Origin of the sequence: Rhizobium changzhiense (assembly GCF_013087625.1) — a bacterium.
GTDB classification, from domain to species: Bacteria; Pseudomonadota; Alphaproteobacteria; order Rhizobiales; family Rhizobiaceae; genus Rhizobium; species Rhizobium sophorae.
Window position 1 is genome coordinate 1008419 of the sequence record NZ_JABFCQ010000003.1, and the last position, 21740, is coordinate 1030158.

A 21740-nucleotide genomic window follows, 5' to 3' on the forward strand; every position below is an offset into this window, starting at 1 on the left:
AATCTGAAAGATCGCGATGCGCTTTAGGCGGCGTCTGCACCGGGCAAGAATTCATGGGGATCTGAATGAACTGGCTTGAAAATCTGCGCCGCAGCTTCCTGGACTGGGACGCCATGGCGGAAGTTCTGCCGAGCATGATCAGCGTCGGCTTGAAGAATACCCTGATCCTCGCCGCTGCCTCGACCGTGCTCGGCGTCGTCATCGGCATGGCGCTTGCCGTGATGGGCATCTCGCAATCCCGCTGGCTGCGGCTGCCGGCACGCATCTACACCGATGTTTTCCGCGGGCTGCCGGCGATCGTCACGATCCTGATCATCGGCCAGGGTTTTGCCCGGATCGGGCGCGAGATCTTCGGTCCGTCGCCATTTCCGCTCGGCATCCTGGCGCTCAGCCTGATCGCCGGAGCCTATATCGGTGAAATCTTCCGGTCAGGCATCCAAAGTGTCGAACGCGGCCAGATGGAAGCCTGCCGGGCGCTCAGCATGAGCCACGGGCAGGGCATGCGCCTGATCGTCATCCCACAAGGCATCAGGCGGGTTCTGCCGGCGCTGGTCAATCAATTCATCGGAAATGTCAAGGATTCCAGCCTTGTCTACTTCCTTGGATTGCTCGCCTCCGAGCGGGAGATCTTCCGTGTCGGCCAGGATCAGGCCGTCGTCACCGGCAATCTGTCGCCGCTGCTGCTGGCGGGCGTCTTTTATCTCGTCATCACCGTGCCGCTGACCCACTTCGTCAATTATATCGATGCGAGACTGCGGCTCGGAAAGCAAGGCCGCGGCTCGGGTGCTGCGAGCGGATTGGTCGAGGTGAGCGAACTGCGGGCCGCGGCCGGCAAGCATCCCGCGGTCAAGGCGGTCGAGGAGAGTACGCCGCGCTTCAAAGGCGGTGCCCTGAACATCCGGGATCTCACCATGGCTTACGGCGATCTCGCCGTGCTGAAGGGTGTCGATCTCGGCATCGCCGCCGGTACAGTCACCTGCATTATCGGCCCTTCCGGCTCGGGAAAATCGACGCTGCTGCGCTGCATGAACAGGCTTGTCGAACCGAAAGGCGGCGACATCCTGCTCGATGGCGAGAGCATCCTGGCGATGAAGCCGGAGAGGCTGCGCCGGCGTGTGGGCATGGTGTTCCAGCACTTCAACCTGTTTCCCGACCACACGGCACTCGAGAACGTCATGCTTTCGCTGACGAAGATCAAGAAAATGCCGAGGCAGGAGGCGCGGCGCATCGCCGAGGCACGTCTGGCCGATGTCGGTTTGGCAGAGCGTAGGGATCACCGGCCGGCAGGTCTGTCGGGTGGGCAGCAGCAGCGTGTCGCCATCGCACGCGCGCTGGCCATGGATCCGGAGGTCATGCTGTTTGACGAGGTGACCAGTGCGCTCGATCCGGAACTGGTGAAGGGCGTGCTTGACCTGATGGCCGCTCTCGGCCGTCAGGGCATGACGATGGCCGTGGTGACGCATGAGATGGGATTTGCGCGCAGGGTGGCCGATCAGGTCGTCTTCATGGATGAGGGCCGCATCGTCGAGGCCGGCTGCCCGCAGCAGATCTTCGACAATCCCAAAAGCGAGCGGCTGAAGCGCTTCCTTGCGGAAGTTCTCTGAAGCGCCTGAGGCAAGGCATGGTGCCCCGGTCGTCCTCATGCCGGGTGCACCGGATTTCATTCGATCTAGCAAGAGCAGAAAACAAGGTTATCGACATGAATGCTTCCACCAAAACTTCGAAGGTCGTCGTCATTGGCGGCGGGATCTTTGGCGTCTCGACCGCTGTCCATCTGGCACGGCTCGGGGTCCGCACCGTGCTCATCAATGATGGCCCGCTTGCCAACGGGGCCTCCGGTCGTTCGCTCGCCTGGCTCAACTCGGCGCGCAAACGCACCGATGCCTATCACCGGCTGCGGTTGGCCGGCATAGATCGCTATCGCACGCTGGCCGTCCGGTATCCCGATGCGTCGTGGCTGCGCTTCGACGGGGGCTTGACCTGGGATGCGGACGATGGCGCCAACGAGATCGCCGAAATCTTCGACTATGAGCGCGATCTCGGCTATCACGCGCAATGGCTCGCCCCAGAAAGAATTGCCGCGGCGACGCCGGGTGTCGATGCAAGTGCGGTGACGCGGCAAGGCGCAATCTTCAACCCCGGCGAGGGCTGGGTCGATCTTCCGTCCTTGATCGGCACGCTCGTGGAAGAATTCCATACGCTGGGCGGCGAGATCGTCACGGACGCGGGTCGCGCGACGGTCGATGTCGAAGGTGCGGGCGTCCGCGGTGTGATCACGGCGGACGGCACGCGCCGCGATGCGGATGCCGTGCTGCTTGCTGCCGGCAGCGAGGTTCCGGCAATCGTCGCCGAGGCCGGCCAGCATATCGGCGATTCAACGCCTGTCGCCCTTCTCGTCCGGACCAAGCCGATCCGCCATCCCCTGAAGGCCGTGCTCAACACCCCTCGCGTCGCCATCCGGCCGACGCCCGACGGTGGCTTCGCGCTCGACGCCGCCTGGTCCGAGGAAGAGGTGAGCGTCAAGCCCGACGGCAGCTATGATGTCAGACAATCGACGCTGGAGGGATTGCTGCGCGAGGCCTCCAGGGTTCTCGAAGGCAATCCGATGCTGGAGGTCGAAGATTATGGGGTCGGCCCGAAGCCTATCCCGGGCGACGGCGAGCCCGTCTTCGGCGAGCTGCCGTCGATCTCGGGTTACTTCGTCGCCTTCAGCCATAGCGGCGCCACTCTCGGCCTGATTGCCGGCGAACTGCTGGCGGACGAGATCGTCACCGGACGCCGTCATCCGCTGCTGGCGGAATTTCGGCCGGCGCGTTTCAGCGCGTCGCGAAGATGAAGGCAGGAGCGGAGGCCGATGCATCCTTCTGAGCCGTCGAGCGTTCTATCGCCAGGAACAACTGGAGACGCATCATGTTCAAGGACGAACTCGGGGAAACCGGCACAGACAAGGATATGCGCGACGGTGTAGAAACCGCGCCGGCCTCCTTCGAAGAGGCGACCATCAACCCAGATCTTATCAGACCTGAGGGTTTCGCCAGCGAGGCCGAATATCGGGCGTATATTGCGACGTTCGGTGGTCGTGCGTCCGTTGGAGACACCGTTGAGCAGCCTCTCCCGATCTACGAAGGTCATGCCTTGGAAGGCCGGCTGCGAGAACTGAGAGAAGAGATCGAAAACCTCCGCGCTCGTCTTCACGTGATCCAACATCAGGCTGCGACAGTCGTTACGGAAAACGTCCGATGGGCCGATGCAAGCGCTCATGCGCAGCTCGGCAATCAGCCTTGGCTCAAGCTGGCAGGCGCGATGGCGGCGACCTTCGTCGTTACGCGGGGCATCAGGCGGCTGCCTCTGGGGGGCGTGGCGACGACGGTGCTACCATTGTTGGCGGCAGCGATGAACCGGAAGCTCGCCCAACGTCGATGACTATCAAGCGAAACCGATTTCCGCCAGCAGAGGCAGGTGGTCGGAGGCGACCCTTGTCAGCCGGTTTTCCAGGACCGCCGCCTGTTTGACGATGAGATCCTGGGTGACGAAGATGTGGTCGAGACGCATCAGCGGGTAGCGGGATGGAAAGGTTGCTCTCGGCGCGTTGCCGCCCGCGAGTTGGGCGTCTTTCAATGAACGCGCGGCAAGTCGGTAAGTCGCCGATGACGGAATGGCGTTGAAATCGCCGCAGAGAATGCTGGGAAGCGCTTCGTCTGCTGTACCGCGCAGCCAGCCCGAATTCAACAGCGTCGTCATCTGCCGGATACGTTCGCGGCCGCGAAGGCCGAGATGGGTGTTGACGACAAGCAGTTTTCTGTCGCCGACCAGTATTTCGACGGACAGCGCCCCGCGCTGTTCGCCGATGGACGGCAGCGGGCCGGCCTTGACCGCGCCTGTCGGCAGCGCGGTGATGATCGCGTCGCCATACTGCTCCTCGGCAACCGACAGCGCCGGATGGAAATGCGCCTGCATCTTCAGCAGCGAGGCAATCATATGGGCCTGGTCGACGCCGCCGGTCCTGCGCCGGAGGACATCGACCTCCTGAAGCGCGACGATATCGGCCTCAGCCTCGGCGATGACGGAAGCGATGCGGCCGGGATCGAGCTTCCGGTCGCTGCCGATACAGCTGTGCACGTTATAGGTCAGAAGTTTGATCGATTTATCCGGCATAGGCCCCGCTGAAAAGCTTGTTCCCTCCGGGAGAACACGGAACTCGTTCCTCCCCAGGGAGAACATAGAACGTGTTCGCCTTGGGAACACAAAACTCGTTTGATCGTTCCAGATCATCGAGCCGTGGCGCTCGCATCTCGGAAACGGATAATCGATGAGCTTGAAACGCATAATCTTGAATGGACTGCTCGTGGCCGCCCTTTGCCTTGCGATCTTTCTTCTCTATCGGATCTTCCAACAATATAGTCTCGAGCAGATCATCCAATCGGTTCGCAGCATTCCTTTTTCGAGCTTCTGCACGGCCCTTCTCTTTGCGGCGGCATCCTATCTGTGCCTCAGTTGTTTCGATCTCCTGGCGATCCGTTCGCTCGGCAAATCCTTGCCCTATTCCAGGATCGCGCTGACCTCGTTCATCAGCCTGTCGCTCGGCCACAATATCGGCTTTGCCGGCCTGAGCAGCGGCGCCTTCCGCTATCGTTTCTATTCTCGCTGGGGGCTGACGGCGGAGGACGTGGCGAAGATCATCCTGTTTTGCGGCGTCACGGTGGGGCTGGGGTTGATCACGCTTGGCGGTCTTGCCATGATCGTCAATCCCGGCGATGCCGGGCGCCTGCTGCACATCCATCCGGCGAGTGTGCGCATCTTCGGTGCGCTGGCGCTGGTCGTGCCGGTCGTCTATGCGGGCTTGGCGTTCTTCATCCGCGGCACGTTGCGGCTGTGGCGCTGGTCGTTTCAGCTACCGCGATTTTCGATCGCAGTAGCACAGATCGGGGTCGGGACAATCAATTTCATGCTCGTCTCCGCCTGTCTACACCAGATGCTTTCGGCCTTCGGCGACGTTGCCTTCTTCAGGTCGGTGACAGCTTACGTGCTTGCCAATTCAGCGATCCTTGCAACGCATGTTCCGGGCGGTCTCGGCGTGCTCGAGGCGACGGTCTCCTATGTCGTGCCGAAGGAGGCGTCGATCGGCGCGCTGATTGCGTTCCGCTGCGCCTATTTTTTTATCCCGCTGGCGCTCGGCTCTACGCTTCTCATCATCAGCGAGGTGATCTTCAGGCGGAGATCACGCGGGGCGGATGAGGAGGCGGACGAGCGCGCCGAGGCCCAGTCGGTCTAAGGGTGCGAAGGGTCGAACCGGGTCGAAGAGCGCGGTGCCTGAAATCGGCGAAATGCTGCCCGACAATTCGACGGTGAATTCCCGCAAGCGCCGAGGCCCGTCATTGAGCGTATCGACCGCAGCGATGACCGAGCCGCTTTGCACAAAGGCTGCGGCAAAGCTTTCGGGCGTGGTTCCGAGATATTCCGAAAGCAGGCGATTGCGCAGATCCGCGATTGCGCGGCGGTGCTCGTCATTGTCGGCCTCGAACAGCATGTCGCATTCGCAATCCAGCCCTTCCGAGCGATTGTTGAGGTTGGAGGAGCCGATGCGCACCAGCTCGTCATCGGCGATGATCAGTTTGGAATGGACGAGCACCTCGACTTCGCCGTCTTCTCCCGGCGTGACTGCGTAATAGACGCGCAAGCGACCGGCGCGATCGGCACGTTTGAGGCGGCGGATGACGCGGTCGCGATTGCCGCCCATGACAAGCTTTTCGATCAGTCCGTGAGAGCTGCGCGTACAGATGATGACGACTTCAGGCCCGTCTTCCTCCTGCAGCCGCGCGGCAATGGCGTCGGCAACGCGGAAGGAGGCGAGATATTGCGCCTCGATGTAAAGCTGCCGCTGCGCCCGGGCGATGACGTCCAATGTCATGGCGATGCCGTCGCTGATGCCGGGGCAAATTGCGGTCGAGGGCTCCGTCAGCGCGAAGCTGACCGCGACCTCCCTCATGGAAATGGCGAGATCGTCCGGCCAGGCGAAGGGGATATTTTCGGCCAATGGCAGGTGGCTTTCGCCGGTGGCCTTTTCCCAGCGCTGCCTGGCGATATCGCCGATCAGCCTGGCGGCATCGCCGGTGACCATTGCCTGAACGTCATGCAGCGGATCGTAGGAAACGCCCTCGGGGTCGCGCCGCAGTTTCTCATCGGCGCGATGGCGCCTTGTATCCCACCGCCGCGATGTCAGGTCTATGCCGCCGATGAAGGCGACGGCATCGTCGATGCAGACGAGTTTCTGATGGTGGCAGCCGCGCAATGTCGGCTGAAGTTCGAAGCGCAGATCGATCCGCGCATTCCTGGGAAAGTTCTTCTTTCGCAGCACCTGCAGCGACTTTTCCGAATAGATCGGCCCGAGCGTCCAGATGAGGATGCGTATTTCAAGCTCGGAATTTGCCGCGACCAGGGCATGCAGCAGATCGGCCAATGTTTCGTCGGATTTTTCCGGTTGCATCCGGATGTCGGGATTGAAATCCCATCCGATGATCCAGACAGTGCGCCGCGCCTGCCGCAGTACGCGCGCCAATTCGGCGAAATAGCTGTTGCCGTTGATCAGGAAGGCTGCCTTCGCAGCGCTTCCTTCCAGGCGCAAGGCGCCGCCCTCCTGTTTTTGGAGGTCGCCTGGTCGTTGTGATTTCGTCTGGGGCAAGCTCGGGTCATTGAAGATAGTTTCGAATGTCGTCATGATTGCCTCGGCCTCTCACTGGGAGAGCAAACGCTTGAAATATTTTTGGGTTCCCTGTCGCGCCGGATGAGGCGAGCATGCCAGCACCGACGGGCGATACAAAGTGCAAGGAAGCAAGATGTCACTACGAGCAGGCAGCGCCGATCTTCCCCTTCACGGGGGACGCGTGCCGCATTGGCTCGGCGACCGGATGACGCGGCTCGGCACGCTGATCACCGAGGCGATCGTTCATCACTATGGCCGTGACGAATTTCTGCGCAGGCTCGCGCATCCCTTCTGGTTCCAGTCCTTCGGTGCGGTCATGGGCATGGACTGGCATTCCTCCGGTATCACGACCAGCGTTCTCGGCGCGCTGAAGCGCGGGCTGAAGCCGCGTGCCGGCGAACTCGGCCTGCATGTCTGCGGCGGCCGCGGCACGCATTCGCGCAAGACCCCGCAGGAACTCGTTTCGATCGGCGAGCGTGTCGGTCTCGACGGGGAGGGGCTGGCGACCACGAGCCGTCTCATCGCTAAGGTCGACAGTGCTGCCCTTCAGGACGGGTTCGATCTTTATCTCCATGGCTTCATCGTCGCCGACGACGGCCATTGGGTGGTGGTGCAGCAGGGCATGAACGGCGACAAGCGGCAGGCCCGGCGTTACCACTGGCTGTCGGAGGGGCTGGAGAGTTTCGTCGACTCGCCGCATGCGGCAATCGAGGGAAGGAGCCAGGGCGAGATCGTCAATCTTGCCGACCGGCGTGCCGAACGATCGCGGCGCGGTCAGCTCGATCTGCTGGCGACGCTCGGCCCCGACCGGATCATCCGCGAAGCCGCCGCCTTGCAGCGTGCCGAAGAGCCAGCGCCCGAACCCGCCGAACAGCCGATGCTACCGCACCTGATCATGCCTGCTCATCACGATGTCCGCGAGAGCGACGTCAACATGCGGCGCCTGCATGGAAATCTGGCTGCCGCTGCCGATCGCGGGCCGGCGGATTTCGAAGAGCTGCTGCTCGTTCCAGGCGTCGGCGCCCGCACGGTGAAGGCGTTGGCGATGGTGGCGGAAGTCGTCCACGGCGCGCCCTGCCGTTTTTCCGATCCGGCGCGCTTCTCGATCGCCCATGGCGGCAAGGACCGCCATCCTTTTCCGGTTCCGCTCAAGGTCTATGACGAGACGATCGCCGTGATGAAATCGGCGGTGCAGAAGGGCAGGCTCGGACGCGAGGAGGAATTGCAGGCGCTCAGGCGCCTGGACGATCAGTCCAGGCAGATGGAACGCTACGTGACGGGTCCCGACCTCAAGGAAATCATTGCCGGTGAATTCCGCCAATCCGCCGATTTCGGCGGCCGGAGCGTCTTCGGCTGGGAGGAGCCGCCCGCGAAGTAAGGCATCCCTTTATGCCATTACCTTAAGTCGCTGAGCCAGGCAGGGCGACCTTGCCGTTCCGGGCGGTGACACGAAGCTAAAGATAAGCAGCGCTGTAGCTTCAATGGCCGTCGCGTGGGACGGCCTCAATCGGAACCGTCTCTTTCAGATTTTTCCGATGGAAGATGAAGAGCCCCGCCACGACGATGATTGTGGCGCCAATGATGACCTGCGCGTCGGGAATATCTTTGAAGAAGAGGTAGCCGAGGACGATCGCCCAGAGCAGCAGCGTATATTGCAGCGGCGCGAGCAGCGATGCCGGTGCGAGCTTCAGCGAGCGGGTGATGAGCAGATGTGCGCAGGAGGCGACGATGCCGAGCAGCAGCATGCCGGACCAATCGATGAGCGTTGCCGGCTGCCAGTGGCCGACGCTTAAAACGATGCCGGTGATCAGCGCGGCGATCGTCTGCCATGTCACGAGCGTCGTGTCGCTGGTCGAGCGCAGATAACGGCTCATCACCAGCGACAGCGCAAAGGCAAGGCTGCCCGCAAGACCGAAGAGCGATGGAAGCGACAGCATCGCCGTGGACGGACGCAGAGCGATGACGACGCCGGCAAAGCCGATCAGAACGGCAAGCCAGCGGCGCCAGCCGATCTTCTCTCCGAGAAAGAAATGCGAAAGCGCCGCGATATAGATCGGTCCGGCCATATAGAAGGTCATGACGTCTGCGAGCGGCAGATAGGCGACGGCAGCGTAGAACAGGGCGACATCGCAGGTGGCCATGAAAACACGGATGAACTGCAGGCCCTTCTGCTCGACGCGGAACAAGGCCAACGGCCCTTGCCGGAGGATCATTGGCCCGAGCACGATGAAAGCGCCGACCGAGCGGATCACCAATACTTGGCCGACGGCAAAGCTCGCCACCAGCCACTTGCCCATTGCATCGTTCAGCGCAAAGAGGAGATCGCCAAGCAGCATCAGCACGACGCCGGTCATGATCAGGTTTCCGGCATTGGCGGTAGCCGTCGTTGTCTTCATCTCTGGAATCCTCGCGAGAGCGGCCGTGCATGGGCGGCCGGTGCGGCTTCGTCCTTAAGAGCCTCGATGTCAATGGTTCGTTCGAGGCGCACGCACTCGAATATGGCATGAACGTCACTGCGGCACTGCTGTCACGAGCGGCATAAGACGGCGTGGTTTGAACTTCCGGATGTGGTCGGAATGGCGGTCGGCTCCATTCGGAACTTCGATAGCCATCGCATGCTCCGTGGGGCTGAGAGCCTGGGGATGCCTATCCAACCCGCGGCGAGAGCAGATGGTTCCGTTGCAGTACCTTCGAAAGAGCAACCTTCATCGCTCAAATACTGCTCACCTGCTCTGTCCCCTGTCAGCGGTAATAATCCAGGCGCGAGAATCAAGCAGTACGCCTTCCAAACGCCTAAGGCGCTATCGACATTCCGCCAACCAGACTTGTGAAATATATTTCACTGTATGAATTATATTGACAGCGCTCTGCTGTTGCGGTTATCTGCCCATACCGGACTTCGAGGAGGAACTCCGGTCTTCAATGGATCATCGGCAGCCGCTGAGGCGCCGCCGGATATTTGGGAGGGGCTTCGGCCTCGAGGAGGAAACTTGCGCAAATTTCTAAGCACGACCGCATTGGCGGTCCTCGCATCGACGCTTTATGCCGGCGTGGCCAGCGCGGACACGGAAAATCCGTTCCGCTGCAAGCCGGGTGAAAAATACGTCATGAACGTCATGGTATCGGGCGTCGAATATTGGTTCCCGGTCTATGAAATGTTCAAGCAGGCCGGTCAGCAGCTCGGTTGCGAGACTGCCTATACCGGCACGCCGGAATATGACGTCAACAAGCAAATCGCCACTTTCGACCAGGCGCTGGCCCAGAACCCGGCCGGTATTCTCGTTCACCCGATGAACTCCGACCCGTTTATCGAGCCGATCAACCGGGCGATCGACCAGGGCACGGCGGTCGTCACCTTCGCAGCCGATGCGCCGCTTTCCAAGCGCATCTCGTTCGTCACGTCGGACAATACCCGCGAAGGTACTTATGCGGCCGACGCGATTGCCGAAAAGATGGGTGGCAAGGGTGAATATGCCGTTCTGGAAAATCCGGGCCAGGACAACCACGACAAGCGTATCGCCGCCTTCATCGCCCGTATGGAGGAAAAATATCCTGATATGAAGCTGGTCGGCCGCGCTGCGTCCAACCAGGACCCGAACAAGGCCTATCAGGGCCTGATGAGCTTGGTGCAGGCACATCCGAACATTGGCGCCGTCTTCATGCCGGAAGCGAACTCGGCCATCGGCGCTTCGCAGGCCAACAAGGAAAGCGGCGGCAAGATCCTCGTGATGTGCGCCGACGTCAACGCCAACATCCTCGACATGATCAAGGCGGGCGAAGTGTTCGGCTCGATCAATCCGAACCAGGGCATGCAGGGTTACATGGGCTTCATGCTCCTCTGGCTTGCCAAGCATCCGGAACTCATCGACCCGATGAACGACGCCAAGCGCGTTGGCTTCAACCCGATGAGCATTCCGTTCGTCGACAACGGCCTGTCGATCGTCACGGCTGATAATGCCGACGACTTCTACTGGGACAAGTATCTGAAGCGGCGGGGCACCAAAGGCATCGAGGAGTAAGCCTTTGTGCCGGCTGTCCGGGGCAGGAAACTCCGGACAGCCACCGCGAGCGTGAGGAGAAGACGATGATGGCGTCGGTGCCGGTTCTGGAAATTCGCAATGTCAGCAAGCACTTCGGTGCGGTGAAGGCGTTGACGGATGTGAGCTTCAGCCTGGAGAAGGGGGAAGTTCATGCGCTTTGCGGCGAAAACGGCGCGGGCAAGTCGACGTTGATGAACATCATTGCCGGCGTGCTGCAGCCGACCGAGGGGGACGTTCTCGTCGACGGCGCGCCGGTAAAAGTGACGTCGCCGGCCGTGGCGCAATCGCTCGGGCTTGGCCTCGTGCATCAGGAAATCGCGCTCTGCCCCGATGCGACGGTGGCCGAGAACATGTTCATGGCCGCGACCAACCGCCGCCGCTCGCCTTTAATGAATTATGGCAGCCTGGAACGGGATGCGCAGGTGGTGATGAATCGTCTGGCGCCGATCGACGTTCGCCGTAAAGTCGGCGATTTGTCGATTTCCAGCCAGCAGCTTGTCGAGATCGCCAAGGCGCTGACGCTCGATTGTCGGGTGCTGATCTTCGACGAACCGACGGCGGCATTGACGGAATCGGAGACGCAGGTCCTGTTCGGAATCATCCGCGACCTCAAGGCGCAGGGTATTTCGATCATCTATATCAGCCACCGCATGGCCGAAATCTTCAGCCTGTGCGACCGGGTCACCGTGTTTCGCGATGGCCGCTATGTCTCGACGGAGAAGGTGGCGGATTTGACGCCGGATGATGTTGTGCGCCGCATGGTCGGGCGCGAGATCACCCAGCTCTATCCGGAAAAGCAGGCGCCGGCGGAGCGGACCGACGAGATCATTCTGAGCGTCCGCGATCTCGGCGACGGCAGCCGCTTCGCGGAAGTGAGCTTCGAACTGCGCAAGGGTGAAATTCTCGGCGTCGGCGGGTTGATCGGCTCGGGCCGCACCGAGATCGCCGAAGGCATTTGCGGATTGCGGCCGGTAATCGCCGGCGCGGTGCAACTGCATGGGCAGCGGCTGCGGGCGCGTTCCTATGCGCAGGCCGCGAAGGCGGGCGTCGTCTATCTGTCGGAAGACCGGAAAGGCTCCGGCATCTTTCTCGATCTTTCCATCGCCCAGAACATTGCCGTTCTCGATTTGAAATCGCTGAGCGGACCGCTGGGACTGTTGAATTCCAAGGCTGAGGCCGATCGTGCCCGCGACCTGGTTCGGCGGCTGGGTGTGCGGATGGGTGGCATCGACATGCCGGTCTCGTCGTTGTCGGGCGGAAACCAGCAGAAGGTGGCGATTGCCAAACAACTGGCGGTCAATCCCAAGGTCATCCTCATGGACGAGCCGACCCGCGGCATCGATGTCGGCGCCAAATCGGAAATCCACCGGCTGCTGCGCGATCTCGCGCGCTCCGGCATCGGCATCATCGTCATCTCGTCGGAACTGCCGGAGCTTCTCGGCCTGTGCGACCGGGTGCTGGTCATCCACGAGGGCACCGTTGCAGGCGAGGTCGAGGGCGAGGCGATGACGGAGGAAGCGATCATGCGGCTCGCCTCGGGGATCGGCGGCCACAACAATTCAAAGGCATCAGAGCATGCCGCGTAGGGAAAAAGCAGGGGCAGGAGACAGGGTCATGGCGGACGCTACATTGGCAACGGCACATCAGGCACGCGCGCCCGGCTGGAAACGGCTGGGGACGATGCGCGAGGCGGGACTGATCGCGATCATCCTGACGCTCTGCATCGTCATGAGTTTTGCCTCGCCGCATTTTCTGACGCTCGGCAATTTCCGGGCGATGCTGATGTCGTTTTCAGTGGAAGGGATCGTCGTCGTCGGCATGACTATCCTGTTGATCGTCGGCGGCATCGACCTGTCGGTCGGCTCGGTCGTCTGCTTCTCGATGGTGCTGTCGGGTTCACTGTTCCTGATGGGGCTCGATCCGTGGAGCGCATCCCTGATCGGGATCATTGCCAGCGGCCTGATTGGCTGTGTCGTGGGCTTCTTCGTCACGGTTGTCGGGCTCAACCACTTCATCACCTCGCTTGCGGCCATGGTGATCGTGCGTGGTATATGCCTGATCATCACCAAGGGCACGCCGCTCTCGCTCTTCACCTTGCCGCCCTCGTTCAAGGCGGTCGGGCAGGGCACATTCTATGGCGTCCCCTATGTGATCCTGATTTTTGTCGCGGTCGTCGTGCTGTTCGATTTCCTGCTGCGACGGGCAACCGCCTTCCGCAAGGTGTTCTACACCGGCAGCAACGAGAAGGCGGCGCTCTATTCCGGTATCAAGACCAACCAGGTGAAGTTCTGGGTGACGGTGCTCTGCGCCACGCTGTCCGGCGTGGCCGGGGTGATCTACATGTCCCGCTTCGGTGCCGCGACCCCGACCTTTGGTGTCGGCATGGAGCTCAACATCATCGCAGCCGCGGTGATCGGTGGTGCGTCGCTGAATGGCGGCTCCGGCACGATCCTCGGGGCAATTCTCGGCATTGCCCTTCTGTCGGTTGTAACAAGCTCGTTGATCTTGCTCGACGTGTCCGTCTATTGGCAAGACATGATCAAAGGCTGCATTCTGCTTGCTGCCGTCTCGATCGACCATTTCCTCCACAAGCGGAAGGCTGCCTGATATGCCGATAGCCAAACTCAAACCCGCAAATGCGCCGCGCGAGGAAATCGTCATCGCCCGGCAGATGCACCAGGCTCTGGTGCTGCATTTCCTCGAGGGACTGACACAGGCGCAGATTGCCGATCAGCTCGGCATCTCGCACGCCACCGTCAACCGCTTGATCAAGCGCGGCCGCCAGCTCGGCCTGGTCGAGATCAAGATCAAGTCGCCGGTCGAGCCGCTGGTCGACATGGAAGAGCGGCTACGCGCGCTTGGCGGCATCGGCCGCGCCGTGGTGGTGCCGACAGTCTCCGACAATCCGCAGACAGCACTTCAGGCCGTCGGCGAAGCGGCAGCGCGGTTGCTGCTGGAAGAGATCATCGACGGCGATACGATCTGCATCACCGGTGGCAAAGGCGTGAGCGCCGTCGTCGCCGGTCTGCATCCACCGCGTCGTTTCGATGTCGAGGTCATTCCCGCAACGGGCTGCGTGCAGGGTAAGCACTATACCGACGTCAACCATGTCTCGACCTTGATGGCCGACCGGCTTGGGGGGCGTTCCTACCAGATCCACGCGCCGCTCTTTGCCGACGATGCCGAGCAGCGGGCGATGCTGATCAACATGCGTTCCGTCGCAGACGTTTTCAAACGGGCGCGCGAGGCGAAGGTGGCGGTGGTCGGCATCGGCTCGATCCTGTCGGACGATTCGAGCTATTACGACCTGCATCCGTCCTCAAGCACCGACCGCGCTGCGATCGAGCGCTCCGGCGCCTCCTGCGAACTGCTGGCGCATCTGCTCGATGATCATGGCCAGGTCTGCGACTACAGCCTCAACCGTTCGCTGGTGTCGCTGACGCTGCCGGAATTCGCCTCCATCCCCACCAAGATCGGTGTGGCGAGCGGGCCGAACAAGGCAGGCCCGATCCTCAGCGTTCTCAGGGGCAATCATCTGGATACGCTGGTGACCGATGAAGCGACGGGTGCGCGGGTGCTCGCACTGGCGAATGGCGAAGGAAAATGGACATGAGCGGACAGCAACTGACACGTGAGATCGGCAAATCGGGCGTTTCCGCCTCGGCGGTCGGACTGGGCACCTGGGCGATCGGCGGCTGGATGTGGGGCGGGACCGACGAGGCCGAATCCATCGCCGCGATCCAGGCATCGCTCGATGCCGGCGTGACGCTGATCGACACGGCGCCGGCCTATGGGCTTGGACGTTCCGAGGAGATCGTCGGCAAGGCGCTGGTTGGGCGCCGCGACAAGGCTGTCATCGCCACCAAATGCGGCCTTGTCTGGCATACGCAGAAGGGCCGTCATTTCTTCGACCAGGACGGCAAGCCGGTGCACCGTTATCTCGGCCGCGACGCGATCCTGCATGAGGTCGAGGAAAGCCTGAGGCGGCTCGGAACCGACTATATCGACCTCTATATCACCCATTGGCAGGACCCGACCACCCCGATCGAGGAAACGATGCGGGCGCTGGAAGACCTGCGCACATCGGGCAAGATCCGGGCGATCGGCGCAAGCAATGTCAGCCCCGACGACCTCGGTGCCTATATCGCTGCCGGTGGCCTCGATGCGATCCAGGAGCGGTTCAGCATGATCGACCGGGAGATCGAGGCGGAGCTTCTGCCGCTGACCAAGGCCAACGGCATTGCGACGCTGAGCTACTCGTCGCTGGCGTTAGGATTGCTGTCCGGCACCATCGGTCCGGACCGCGTGTTCTCAGGCGACGACCAGCGCAAGGGCAATCCGCGCTTTTCAGTCGGCAACCGCCAGAAGGCAACGGCGCTGGCCGACGCCATCCAACCGGTCGCCGAAAAACACGGCGCCAGCATCGCCCAGATCGTGATTGCCTGGACGCTGGCGCAGCCGGGCGTCACCTTTGCACTTTGCGGGGCGCGCAATCCGGCACAAGCGCTCGACAATGCACGGGCCGGGACCATCCGGCTGGATGCGGCCGATCTTGCGGCCATCGATACGGCCATTGCGGCGAAACTGACTGACATGGACAGGTAGCGGATCGCCATCATGAAACGGCAAGAAATATTGGACGGGCTCCGCCAGAGCCCGAAGGTCGACGTCTGTGTCATCGGCGGCGGCATCAACGGCATCAGCGTCTTTCGCGAGCTGTCGCTGCAGGGACTGAACGTGCTGCTCGTCGAGAAACACGACTATTGCTCCGGCGCCAGCTCGGCGCTGTCGCGCATGGTCCATGGCGGGCTTCGCTATCTTGAAAACGGCGAGTTCAAGCTGGTGCAGGAATCGCTGGTCGAGCGGGACCGGCTGCTGCGCAACGCGCCGCATTACGTCGCGCCGCTGCCGACGACGGTGCCGGTGTTCGATATATTTTCCGGGCTCGGCAATGGCATCGTCCGCTTCCTGGGCCTCAGCCGCCGCCCGAGCCGGCGTGGCGCCGTTGCCATCAAGGCGGGCCTGAGCATCTATGATTTCCTGACGCGCAAGCGGGCATTGATGCCGCGCCACCAGTTTCGCGGCCGGCGCTCGACGCTTGCCAAGTGGCCGGCGCTCAATCCCGACATCAAGAGTTCAGCCACCTATTTCGATGCCTGGGTCAGCCATCCGGAGCGGCTGGGCATCGAGCTTCTGCAGGACGGTCTTTCAGCAAAGTTTGGGGCAATGGCGCTGAATTATGCGGAACTGCGGCGGATAGAGGATGGTCGGTACCGCGTCGAAGACCAGATCGGCGGCGCATCCGTTGCCGTCGAACCGGCGCTGATCATCAACGCCACCGGCGGCTGGATCGACATCGCCAATCAGACCCTGCTTTCGCCAGACGCCCGGCCGTCACCACTGATGGGCGGCACCAAGGGCTCGCATCTGATCATCGACAATGCCGACCTGCGCGACGCACTTGCCGATCACATGATTTACTACGAGAACGAGGACGGCCGGATCTGCATCCTCTTTCCCTATCTCGGCAAGGTTCTGGTCGGTTCCACCGATATCCGCGTCGATGATCCGGAAAAGGTGCGCTGCGAGGCGGACGAGCGGGATTATATCCTGCAGTCGCTCGCCTTCGTGCTGCCAGGCATCGCCATCCGGCCGGAGCAAATCGTTTTCCAGTTTTCCGGCGTGCGGCCGCTGCCGGCCAGCACCGACAGTTTTACAGGGCGCATTCCGCGCGATCATTTCTGCACGGTCGTAGAGCCGAAGGATGGTGGTCCACCGGTTCTGTGCATGATCGGCGGCAAGTGGACGACATTCCGGTCCTTCGGGGAACTGGCGGCCGACATGGCTTTGGAACGGCTAGGCAGGCAGCGCCGTGTTGCGACAACCGATCGGCCGATCGGCGGCGGGCAGGCATTTCCTGCCAACGCGCCTGTCTGGCTTGCGCAGGCGGCGGCCAGCAAAGGCCTTTCCATCCGGCGCATGGCTGAGCTGTTTGCCCGATATGGCACGAATGCCGAGGCGGTTGCCGGTTTCATCGCGGCGAGCCCCGATGCCGTGTTGCCGCACGCCGGCTACTCGGTGCGCGAATTGCTGTTCCTGATCCGCTGTGAAGCGGCGGAGCATCTCGACGACCTGCTTTTGCGGCGCACGACGCTGGCCGTTTCGGGCGAGCTTTCGCTCGACATGATGGATGCCGTACTCGACCTGCTGGCGCAGGAAAAGCGTTGGACGCTCACGCATCGCGCCCGTGAGCGCGACCGTTTTCTCACCCTTCTCAACGAACGCCACGGCGTCGACGAAGACATGCTTTCGGCAAGGGACGAACCAAGGAGCATAGAATGCGACACAACAGCAAAGTCCGGATGAACCGGCTGTTCGGCGGCGGCCGCTGCCTCGACGTGGCGATCGATCACGGCGTCTGCAACGAACCGTCCTTCCTCAACGGGCTGGAGGATATTCAGGCCGTCGTCAAGGCCCTGGTTTCTGCCGGGCCGGATGCGATCCAGATGAATTACGGCCAGGCGGACCTGCTGCAGGACGCGCCCGGCAAGCACAAGCCGGCGCTGGTCATGCGCATCGACATGGGCAATCCCTATAACCGGATCCGCCACCGCGACATGTGGGCGGTGCTGCAGAACGAGGCCGAGCCGTTGATCGGCGCGCTCGAAATGGATGCGGCCTGCGTCGTCGTCAACCTGTTCATGCTGCCGGACGAGCCGGACCTGTTCCGCCAGTGCGTACAAAACATTTCCCGCGTGCGGGCCGATTGCGACAAGTATGGCATGCCGCTGATGATCGAGCCGCTGGTGATGCAGCCGGTCACCGAAAAGGGCGGCTACATGGTCGATGGCGATGCCGACAAGATCGTTACGTTGACGCGGCTCGCCCGTGAGATGGGGGCGGATATCGTCAAGGCGGATCCGACCACCAATGCCGAGGATTTCCACAGAGTGGTGGAAGCAGCCCGTTGCCCGGTTCTGGTGCGCGGCGGCGGCAAGGAAGATCTTCGTGCCGTCTTCGACAAATCCGCAGCATTGATGCGACAGGGCGCAATGGGCATGGTTTATGGGCGCAACATCTATCAGCACACCAATCCGAGTGCCGTGGTGCGCGGGCTGATGGCGATCGTGCACGAGGATGCGAGCGGCGAACAGGCCTTTGCGCTCTACCAGCAGGGCTGAGTAGCGATTTCAAACCTTGGGAGGGGTCTGCATGGGAAACTATCTTTTGGGGCTCGACGCCGGAAACACCGTCATCAAGGCGGTAATTTTCGACCGGGTGGGCAACGAGATCGCGGCTGCGTCGGAAGAGGGACAAAGCCGCATGCCGAGCCCGGGGCATGTCGAGCGGGGGCTGGACGAACTCTGGACGAATGCACGAGAAGTCATCCGCGCCTGCATCGAAAAGGCAAGGATCAAGCCGGAGGAAATCGCCGCGATCGGTTGCGCCGGGCATGGCAACGGTCTCTATGCGCTTGATCGCGACGGCGCTCCGCTCATCGGCATCCAGTCGCTGGACACGCGGGCGGCCGGGCTGGTCGATGAATGGCGAGAAGCCGGCATTGGTGACCGGACCTATCCGATTGCCCGCCAGCGCCCGTGGCCATCCCAGACGCCGACATTGCTTGCCTGGCTGAGGCGTCACCGGCCGGACCTGTTCAACCGCATCGGTACGGTGTTCTTCTCCAAGGATTTCGTCGTCAACCGCCTGACCGGCCGCCGCGTCAGCGAGGTGTCCGACATGTCGGGGGCGGGTCTGCTCGATCTTGCCGCGCGCCGCTACGACAAGGCGCTGATGGAAGCCTATGGGCTGGGCGATTGCATGGATCTGTTGCCGCCGCTCATCGAAAGCGCCGACATTGCCGGGAGGGTAACGGACGAGGTGGCGACGCAAACCGGGCTCGCCGCCGGTACGCCTGTGGTCGGCGGGCTGTTCGATGTCGTCGCTTCGGCGCTCGGCTCGGGCGTTTCGCGCACCGGCAGCGCCTCGATCATTGCCGGCACCTGGAGCATCAATCAGGTCGTTATCGACAGTCCCGACCTCGAGGGGCCGGTCTTCATGTCCTCGACTTTCGATCGCAGCCGCTACATGGCGATGGAGAACAGCGCCACCTCGGCTGCCAATCTCGAATGGCTAGTGCGGGAGTTCTTCGAAGGCGAGCATGCGCAAGGCGTTTCGCCCTTCGATGCCTGCTGCGCGCTGGCCGGGGCGATCGAGCCCGCGGCAGACGACCCGCTCTACCATCCCTATCTCTATGGCGCCCAGCAGGACGGCCACGCACGCGCCGGCTTCTACGGCATTGCCGGCTGGCAGACCAAGGGGCATCTCGTTCGCGCGCTTCTCGAAGGCGTCGCCTTCGGTCATCGCCAGCACATCGAGACGATCCGAAAGGCCGGCGCGGTGTTCAACGAGGCCGTGCTCTCCGGCGGCGGCTCGCGCAGCCTGATCTGGCCGCAGATCTTTGCCGATGTGCTCGCCGTACCCGTCACCGTTGCCCGCTCGCGTGAAACCGGTGCCCTGGGAGCGGCGATCGCGGCCGGAACCGGCGTCGGCGTCTTTGCGGACTTCGGCGCTGGTGCTGCGGCCATGGTCCGGACCGAGCGGCATTATCGCCCGGATGTCTCGCTTGAGGCGCATTACGCGCGCCGCTACGCTCTCCATCAGGATATCGCCGAAGCGATGGCACCGCTCTGGCGGCGTCTGACGGCGGTCCCGCCGGCGGTAGCGGGAGGGGCGGCGTGACGATGCGTGTGAATGATGCGGCCATTGATGCGGGAAGCTACGACTTCATCATCGTCGGCGCGGGATCGGCGGGATGCGTTCTGGCCAACCGGCTGTCGGCCGATCCGAAAACCCGCGTCCTGCTGCTCGAAGCCGGCGGCAGCGACCGGTATCATTGGGTGCATGTGCCGATCGGCTATCTCTACTGCATGGGCAATCCACGCACCGATTGGATGATGAGGACGGCCGCGGAAGCCGGACTGAACGGTCGGTCACTGCCCTATCCGCGTGGAAAACTGCTGGGCGGCTGCTCGTCGATCAACGGCATGATCTATATGCGCGGCCAGGCGGCCGATTACGACGGCTGGCGGCAGGCGGGTAATTCCGGCTGGGGCTGGGACGACGTGCTGCCCTATTTCCTGAAATCCGAGGACAACTATCGTGGCAAGTCGCGGATGCACGGGGCAGGCGGCGAATGGCGGGTGGAAAAGCAACGGCTTTCCTGGCCGATCCTCGATGCCTTTCGCGACGCGGCTGAAGAACTCGGTATCCCGAAGACCGACGATTTCAACGATGGCGACAATGAGGGCTCGGGCTATTTCGAGGTCAACCAGCGCGGCGGCCTGCGCTGGAATACGACCAAGGCCTTTCTGCGCCCGGCGATGAAGCGGCCCAATCTTCGTGTGCTGACCAGCGCCGAAACCGAGCGGCTGGAATTTGACGGCAGGATGGTGGCCGGGGTGCGGTTCCGGTTGAACGGGCAGAACCATCTGGCTCGCGCCGGTCGCGAGGTCATCCTGTCCGCCGGTGCGATCAATTCGCCGAAAATCCTGGAGCTTTCCGGGGTCGGTCGCTCGGATGTGTTGTCCGCTGCCGGACTGGACGTCGCCCATGAACTTCCGGGTGTCGGCGAAAACCTGCAGGACCATCTGCAAATCCGGACGGTCTTCCGCATCGAGGGCGCAAAGACGCTGAACCAGCTCTATCACAACCTGTTCACCCGGGCGGGCATGGGGCTTGAATATATGCTGCGCCGGTCCGGGCCGCTGTCTATGGCGCCGAGCCAGCTCGGTATCTTTGCCAAGAGCGATCCGGCTGTTGCGACCGCCGATCTCGAATATCACGTGCAGCCCTTGAGCACCGACCGGCTCGGCGAGCCGCTGCACAAATATCCCGCCGTCACCGTTTCCGTCTGCAATCTGCGGCCGGAGAGCCGGGGGACCGTGCATGTTGGTGGCCCGGACTTTTCCGTGGCGCCGGAAATCCGCCCGAATTATCTTTCGACCGTCGGCGACCGGATTGTTGCGGCGAAATCGATCCGGCACGCCCGCCGGCTCATGGAGGCCGGTGCGATCGCCAAGTACCGGCCGCAGGAGATGCTGCCGGGCATGGAATACCGGACTGACGAGGAACTGATCCGTCGCGTCGGCGATATCGCCACAACGATCTTCCATCCGGTCGGTACCTGCAAGATGGGCAGCGACACGATGGCGGTTGTCGATCCGCAATTGCGGGTGCATGGGCTGGCGAAACTGCGGGTAGTCGATGCCTCGATCATGCCGACGATTGTGTCGGGCAACACCAACTCGCCGGTGATCATGATTGCCGAGAAGGCCGCGGAGAGCATTCTATCAGGGGTGTGATGAGATTAGCGCCTCGCATTGTCTAAAGCGAATGCCTGACCATCCTTTGTCAGAGAGAAAATGCTCTGGTTGCCGCCCCTGCGCTGGCATGGGCGTCGTCACATCATATTCGGGATTTCCAAGGCGCGGGCGTTAAACAACACGTCCTCTATCGCCGGCGTTTCGGCTTAAAGCATGTCAGTGTGCAGCGGTTTTGCGACAACGACATGCGTAACACAGCGCGAAGATCGCGACGCGCTTTAGAGTACGAAGGCATTCGCGCCCGCGACTCGTGAGGATGAGCCCAACCCGCTCAACGCAAGCTGGGCCACCTTCCATTTCGATCAGAGGGTCGAGACGTTCTCAGCCTTCGATTTTCCGGTCTTGCGATCCTGTCCAACTTCGAAGCTGACCTTGTCGCCTTCGCGGAGCGATCCGCCGCTCTGCAGCGCAGACACGTGAACAAAAACGTCCTGGCCGCCACCCTCAGGGGTGATGAAGCCGAAGCCCTTGTCGTCATTGAAGAATTTAACGGTACCTGTCGGCATGAGATAACTATTTCCTTGTATCGTTCGACGATTTGCGAAGGCGAAACTATAGCTTCGGGGCTTCTCTATCAACCCTTTAGCACGCCAACGGCTCTTTGACCGCAAAAAG

Annotated in this window: 18 protein-coding genes; 14 read left to right on the forward strand and 4 right to left on the reverse strand. The window is 62.1% G+C overall.

Translation table 11 applies throughout. The features are described from left to right. The first annotated feature begins 65 nt into the window (after positions 1 to 65). From G9X68_RS32205 to G9X68_RS19735, 3 genes are all read left to right on the forward strand, one after another. A complete protein-coding gene (locus G9X68_RS32205) occupies positions 66 to 1604 on the forward strand; it encodes an amino acid ABC transporter permease/ATP-binding protein (RefSeq protein ID WP_171603818.1) in 1539 nt (512 codons plus the stop codon). 95 nt (positions 1605 to 1699) lie between these two features. After that, positions 1700 to 2836 (forward strand): NAD(P)/FAD-dependent oxidoreductase, encoded by a 1137-nt coding sequence (locus G9X68_RS19730; RefSeq protein ID WP_171603819.1) that lies wholly within the window; start codon positions 1700 to 1702, stop codon positions 2834 to 2836. 74 nt (positions 2837 to 2910) lie between these two features. Beyond that, on the forward strand, positions 2911 to 3423 hold the full coding sequence (locus G9X68_RS19735; RefSeq protein WP_171603820.1) for a hypothetical protein: 513 nt from the start codon (positions 2911 to 2913) through the stop codon (positions 3421 to 3423). A gap of 3 nt (positions 3424 to 3426) precedes the next feature. Here G9X68_RS19735 and G9X68_RS19740 read toward each other — a convergent pair whose 3' ends face one another. Continuing rightward, positions 3427 to 4155, reverse strand: coding sequence for an endonuclease/exonuclease/phosphatase family protein (locus G9X68_RS19740; RefSeq protein ID WP_171603821.1), 729 nt, complete (start codon positions 4153 to 4155; stop codon positions 3427 to 3429). A 154-nt stretch (positions 4156 to 4309) separates the two neighbouring features. Here G9X68_RS19740 and G9X68_RS19745 point away from each other — a divergent pair, with 154 nt between their 5' ends. Further along, the gene (locus G9X68_RS19745) at positions 4310 to 5272 is read left to right on the forward strand and encodes a lysylphosphatidylglycerol synthase domain-containing protein (RefSeq protein ID WP_171603822.1); all 963 of its coding nucleotides are present in this window, start codon (positions 4310 to 4312) and stop codon (positions 5270 to 5272) included. Here the strand turns inward: G9X68_RS19745 and G9X68_RS19750 are convergent. Further along, a complete protein-coding gene (locus G9X68_RS19750) occupies positions 5219 to 6715 on the reverse strand; it encodes a phospholipase D-like domain-containing protein (protein ID WP_171603823.1) in 1497 nt (498 codons plus the stop codon). The genes G9X68_RS19745 and G9X68_RS19750 overlap by 54 nt on opposite strands. A 118-nt stretch (positions 6716 to 6833) precedes the next feature. Here G9X68_RS19750 and G9X68_RS19755 point away from each other — a divergent pair, with 118 nt between their 5' ends. After that, entirely contained in the window at positions 6834 to 8078 is a 1245-nt protein-coding gene (locus G9X68_RS19755) for a DUF763 domain-containing protein (RefSeq protein WP_171603824.1), read from the forward strand. A gap of 100 nt (positions 8079 to 8178) precedes the next feature. Here G9X68_RS19755 and G9X68_RS19760 read toward each other — a convergent pair whose 3' ends face one another. Next, complete coding sequence (locus tag G9X68_RS19760; RefSeq protein WP_171603825.1) at positions 8179 to 9096, reverse strand: DMT family transporter; 918 nt, start codon at positions 9094 to 9096, stop codon at positions 8179 to 8181. 594 nt (positions 9097 to 9690) lie between these two features. Here G9X68_RS19760 and G9X68_RS19765 point away from each other — a divergent pair. The 9 genes from G9X68_RS19765 to G9X68_RS19805 all read left to right on the forward strand — a co-directional run bounded on the left by G9X68_RS19765 (position 9691) and on the right by G9X68_RS19805 (position 21104). Then, positions 9691 to 10719, forward strand: a complete 1029-nt coding sequence (locus G9X68_RS19765; protein ID WP_171603826.1) for a substrate-binding domain-containing protein — start codon at positions 9691 to 9693, stop codon at positions 10717 to 10719. A 68-nt stretch (positions 10720 to 10787) separates the two neighbouring features. Then, positions 10788 to 12326 (forward strand): sugar ABC transporter ATP-binding protein, encoded by a 1539-nt coding sequence (locus G9X68_RS19770; protein ID WP_171603938.1) that lies wholly within the window; start codon positions 10788 to 10790, stop codon positions 12324 to 12326. Between the two features lie 28 nt (positions 12327 to 12354). Beyond that, a complete protein-coding gene (locus G9X68_RS19775; RefSeq protein WP_171603827.1) occupies positions 12355 to 13347 on the forward strand; it encodes an ABC transporter permease in 993 nt (330 codons plus the stop codon). 1 nt (position 13348) lies between these two features. Further along, positions 13349 to 14353, forward strand: coding sequence for a sugar-binding transcriptional regulator (locus G9X68_RS19780; protein ID WP_171603828.1), 1005 nt, complete (start codon positions 13349 to 13351; stop codon positions 14351 to 14353). After that, positions 14350 to 15345 carry an aldo/keto reductase gene (locus G9X68_RS19785; RefSeq protein ID WP_171603829.1) on the forward strand — a complete coding sequence of 332 codons (996 nt, stop codon included), beginning with the start codon at positions 14350 to 14352 and terminating at the stop codon, positions 15343 to 15345. Before G9X68_RS19780 ends, G9X68_RS19785 begins: the two co-directional genes overlap by 4 nt. 12 nt (positions 15346 to 15357) lie before the next feature. Further along, positions 15358 to 17106 (forward strand): glycerol-3-phosphate dehydrogenase/oxidase, encoded by a 1749-nt coding sequence (locus G9X68_RS19790; protein WP_171603830.1) that lies wholly within the window; start codon positions 15358 to 15360, stop codon positions 17104 to 17106. Further along, a complete protein-coding gene (locus G9X68_RS19795) occupies positions 17079 to 17921 on the forward strand; it encodes a class I fructose-bisphosphate aldolase (protein ID WP_171603831.1) in 843 nt (280 codons plus the stop codon). The genes G9X68_RS19790 and G9X68_RS19795 overlap by 28 nt, the downstream gene beginning before the upstream one ends. Positions 17922 to 17952: 31 nt before the next feature. Next, on the forward strand, positions 17953 to 19482 hold the full coding sequence (locus tag G9X68_RS19800; RefSeq protein ID WP_171603832.1) for an FGGY-family carbohydrate kinase: 1530 nt from the start codon (positions 17953 to 17955) through the stop codon (positions 19480 to 19482). 2 nt (positions 19483 to 19484) lie between these two features. Beyond that, positions 19485 to 21104: a GMC family oxidoreductase gene (locus G9X68_RS19805; RefSeq protein WP_206679808.1), complete on the forward strand. Its 1620-nt coding sequence runs from the start codon at positions 19485 to 19487 to the stop codon at positions 21102 to 21104. Between the two features lie 323 nt (positions 21105 to 21427). Here G9X68_RS19805 and G9X68_RS19810 read toward each other — a convergent pair whose 3' ends face one another. Continuing rightward, positions 21428 to 21631 carry a cold-shock protein gene (locus G9X68_RS19810; RefSeq protein ID WP_003550088.1) on the reverse strand — a complete coding sequence of 68 codons (204 nt, stop codon included), beginning with the start codon at positions 21629 to 21631 and terminating at the stop codon, positions 21428 to 21430. Positions 21632 to 21740: the final 109 nt, after the last annotated feature.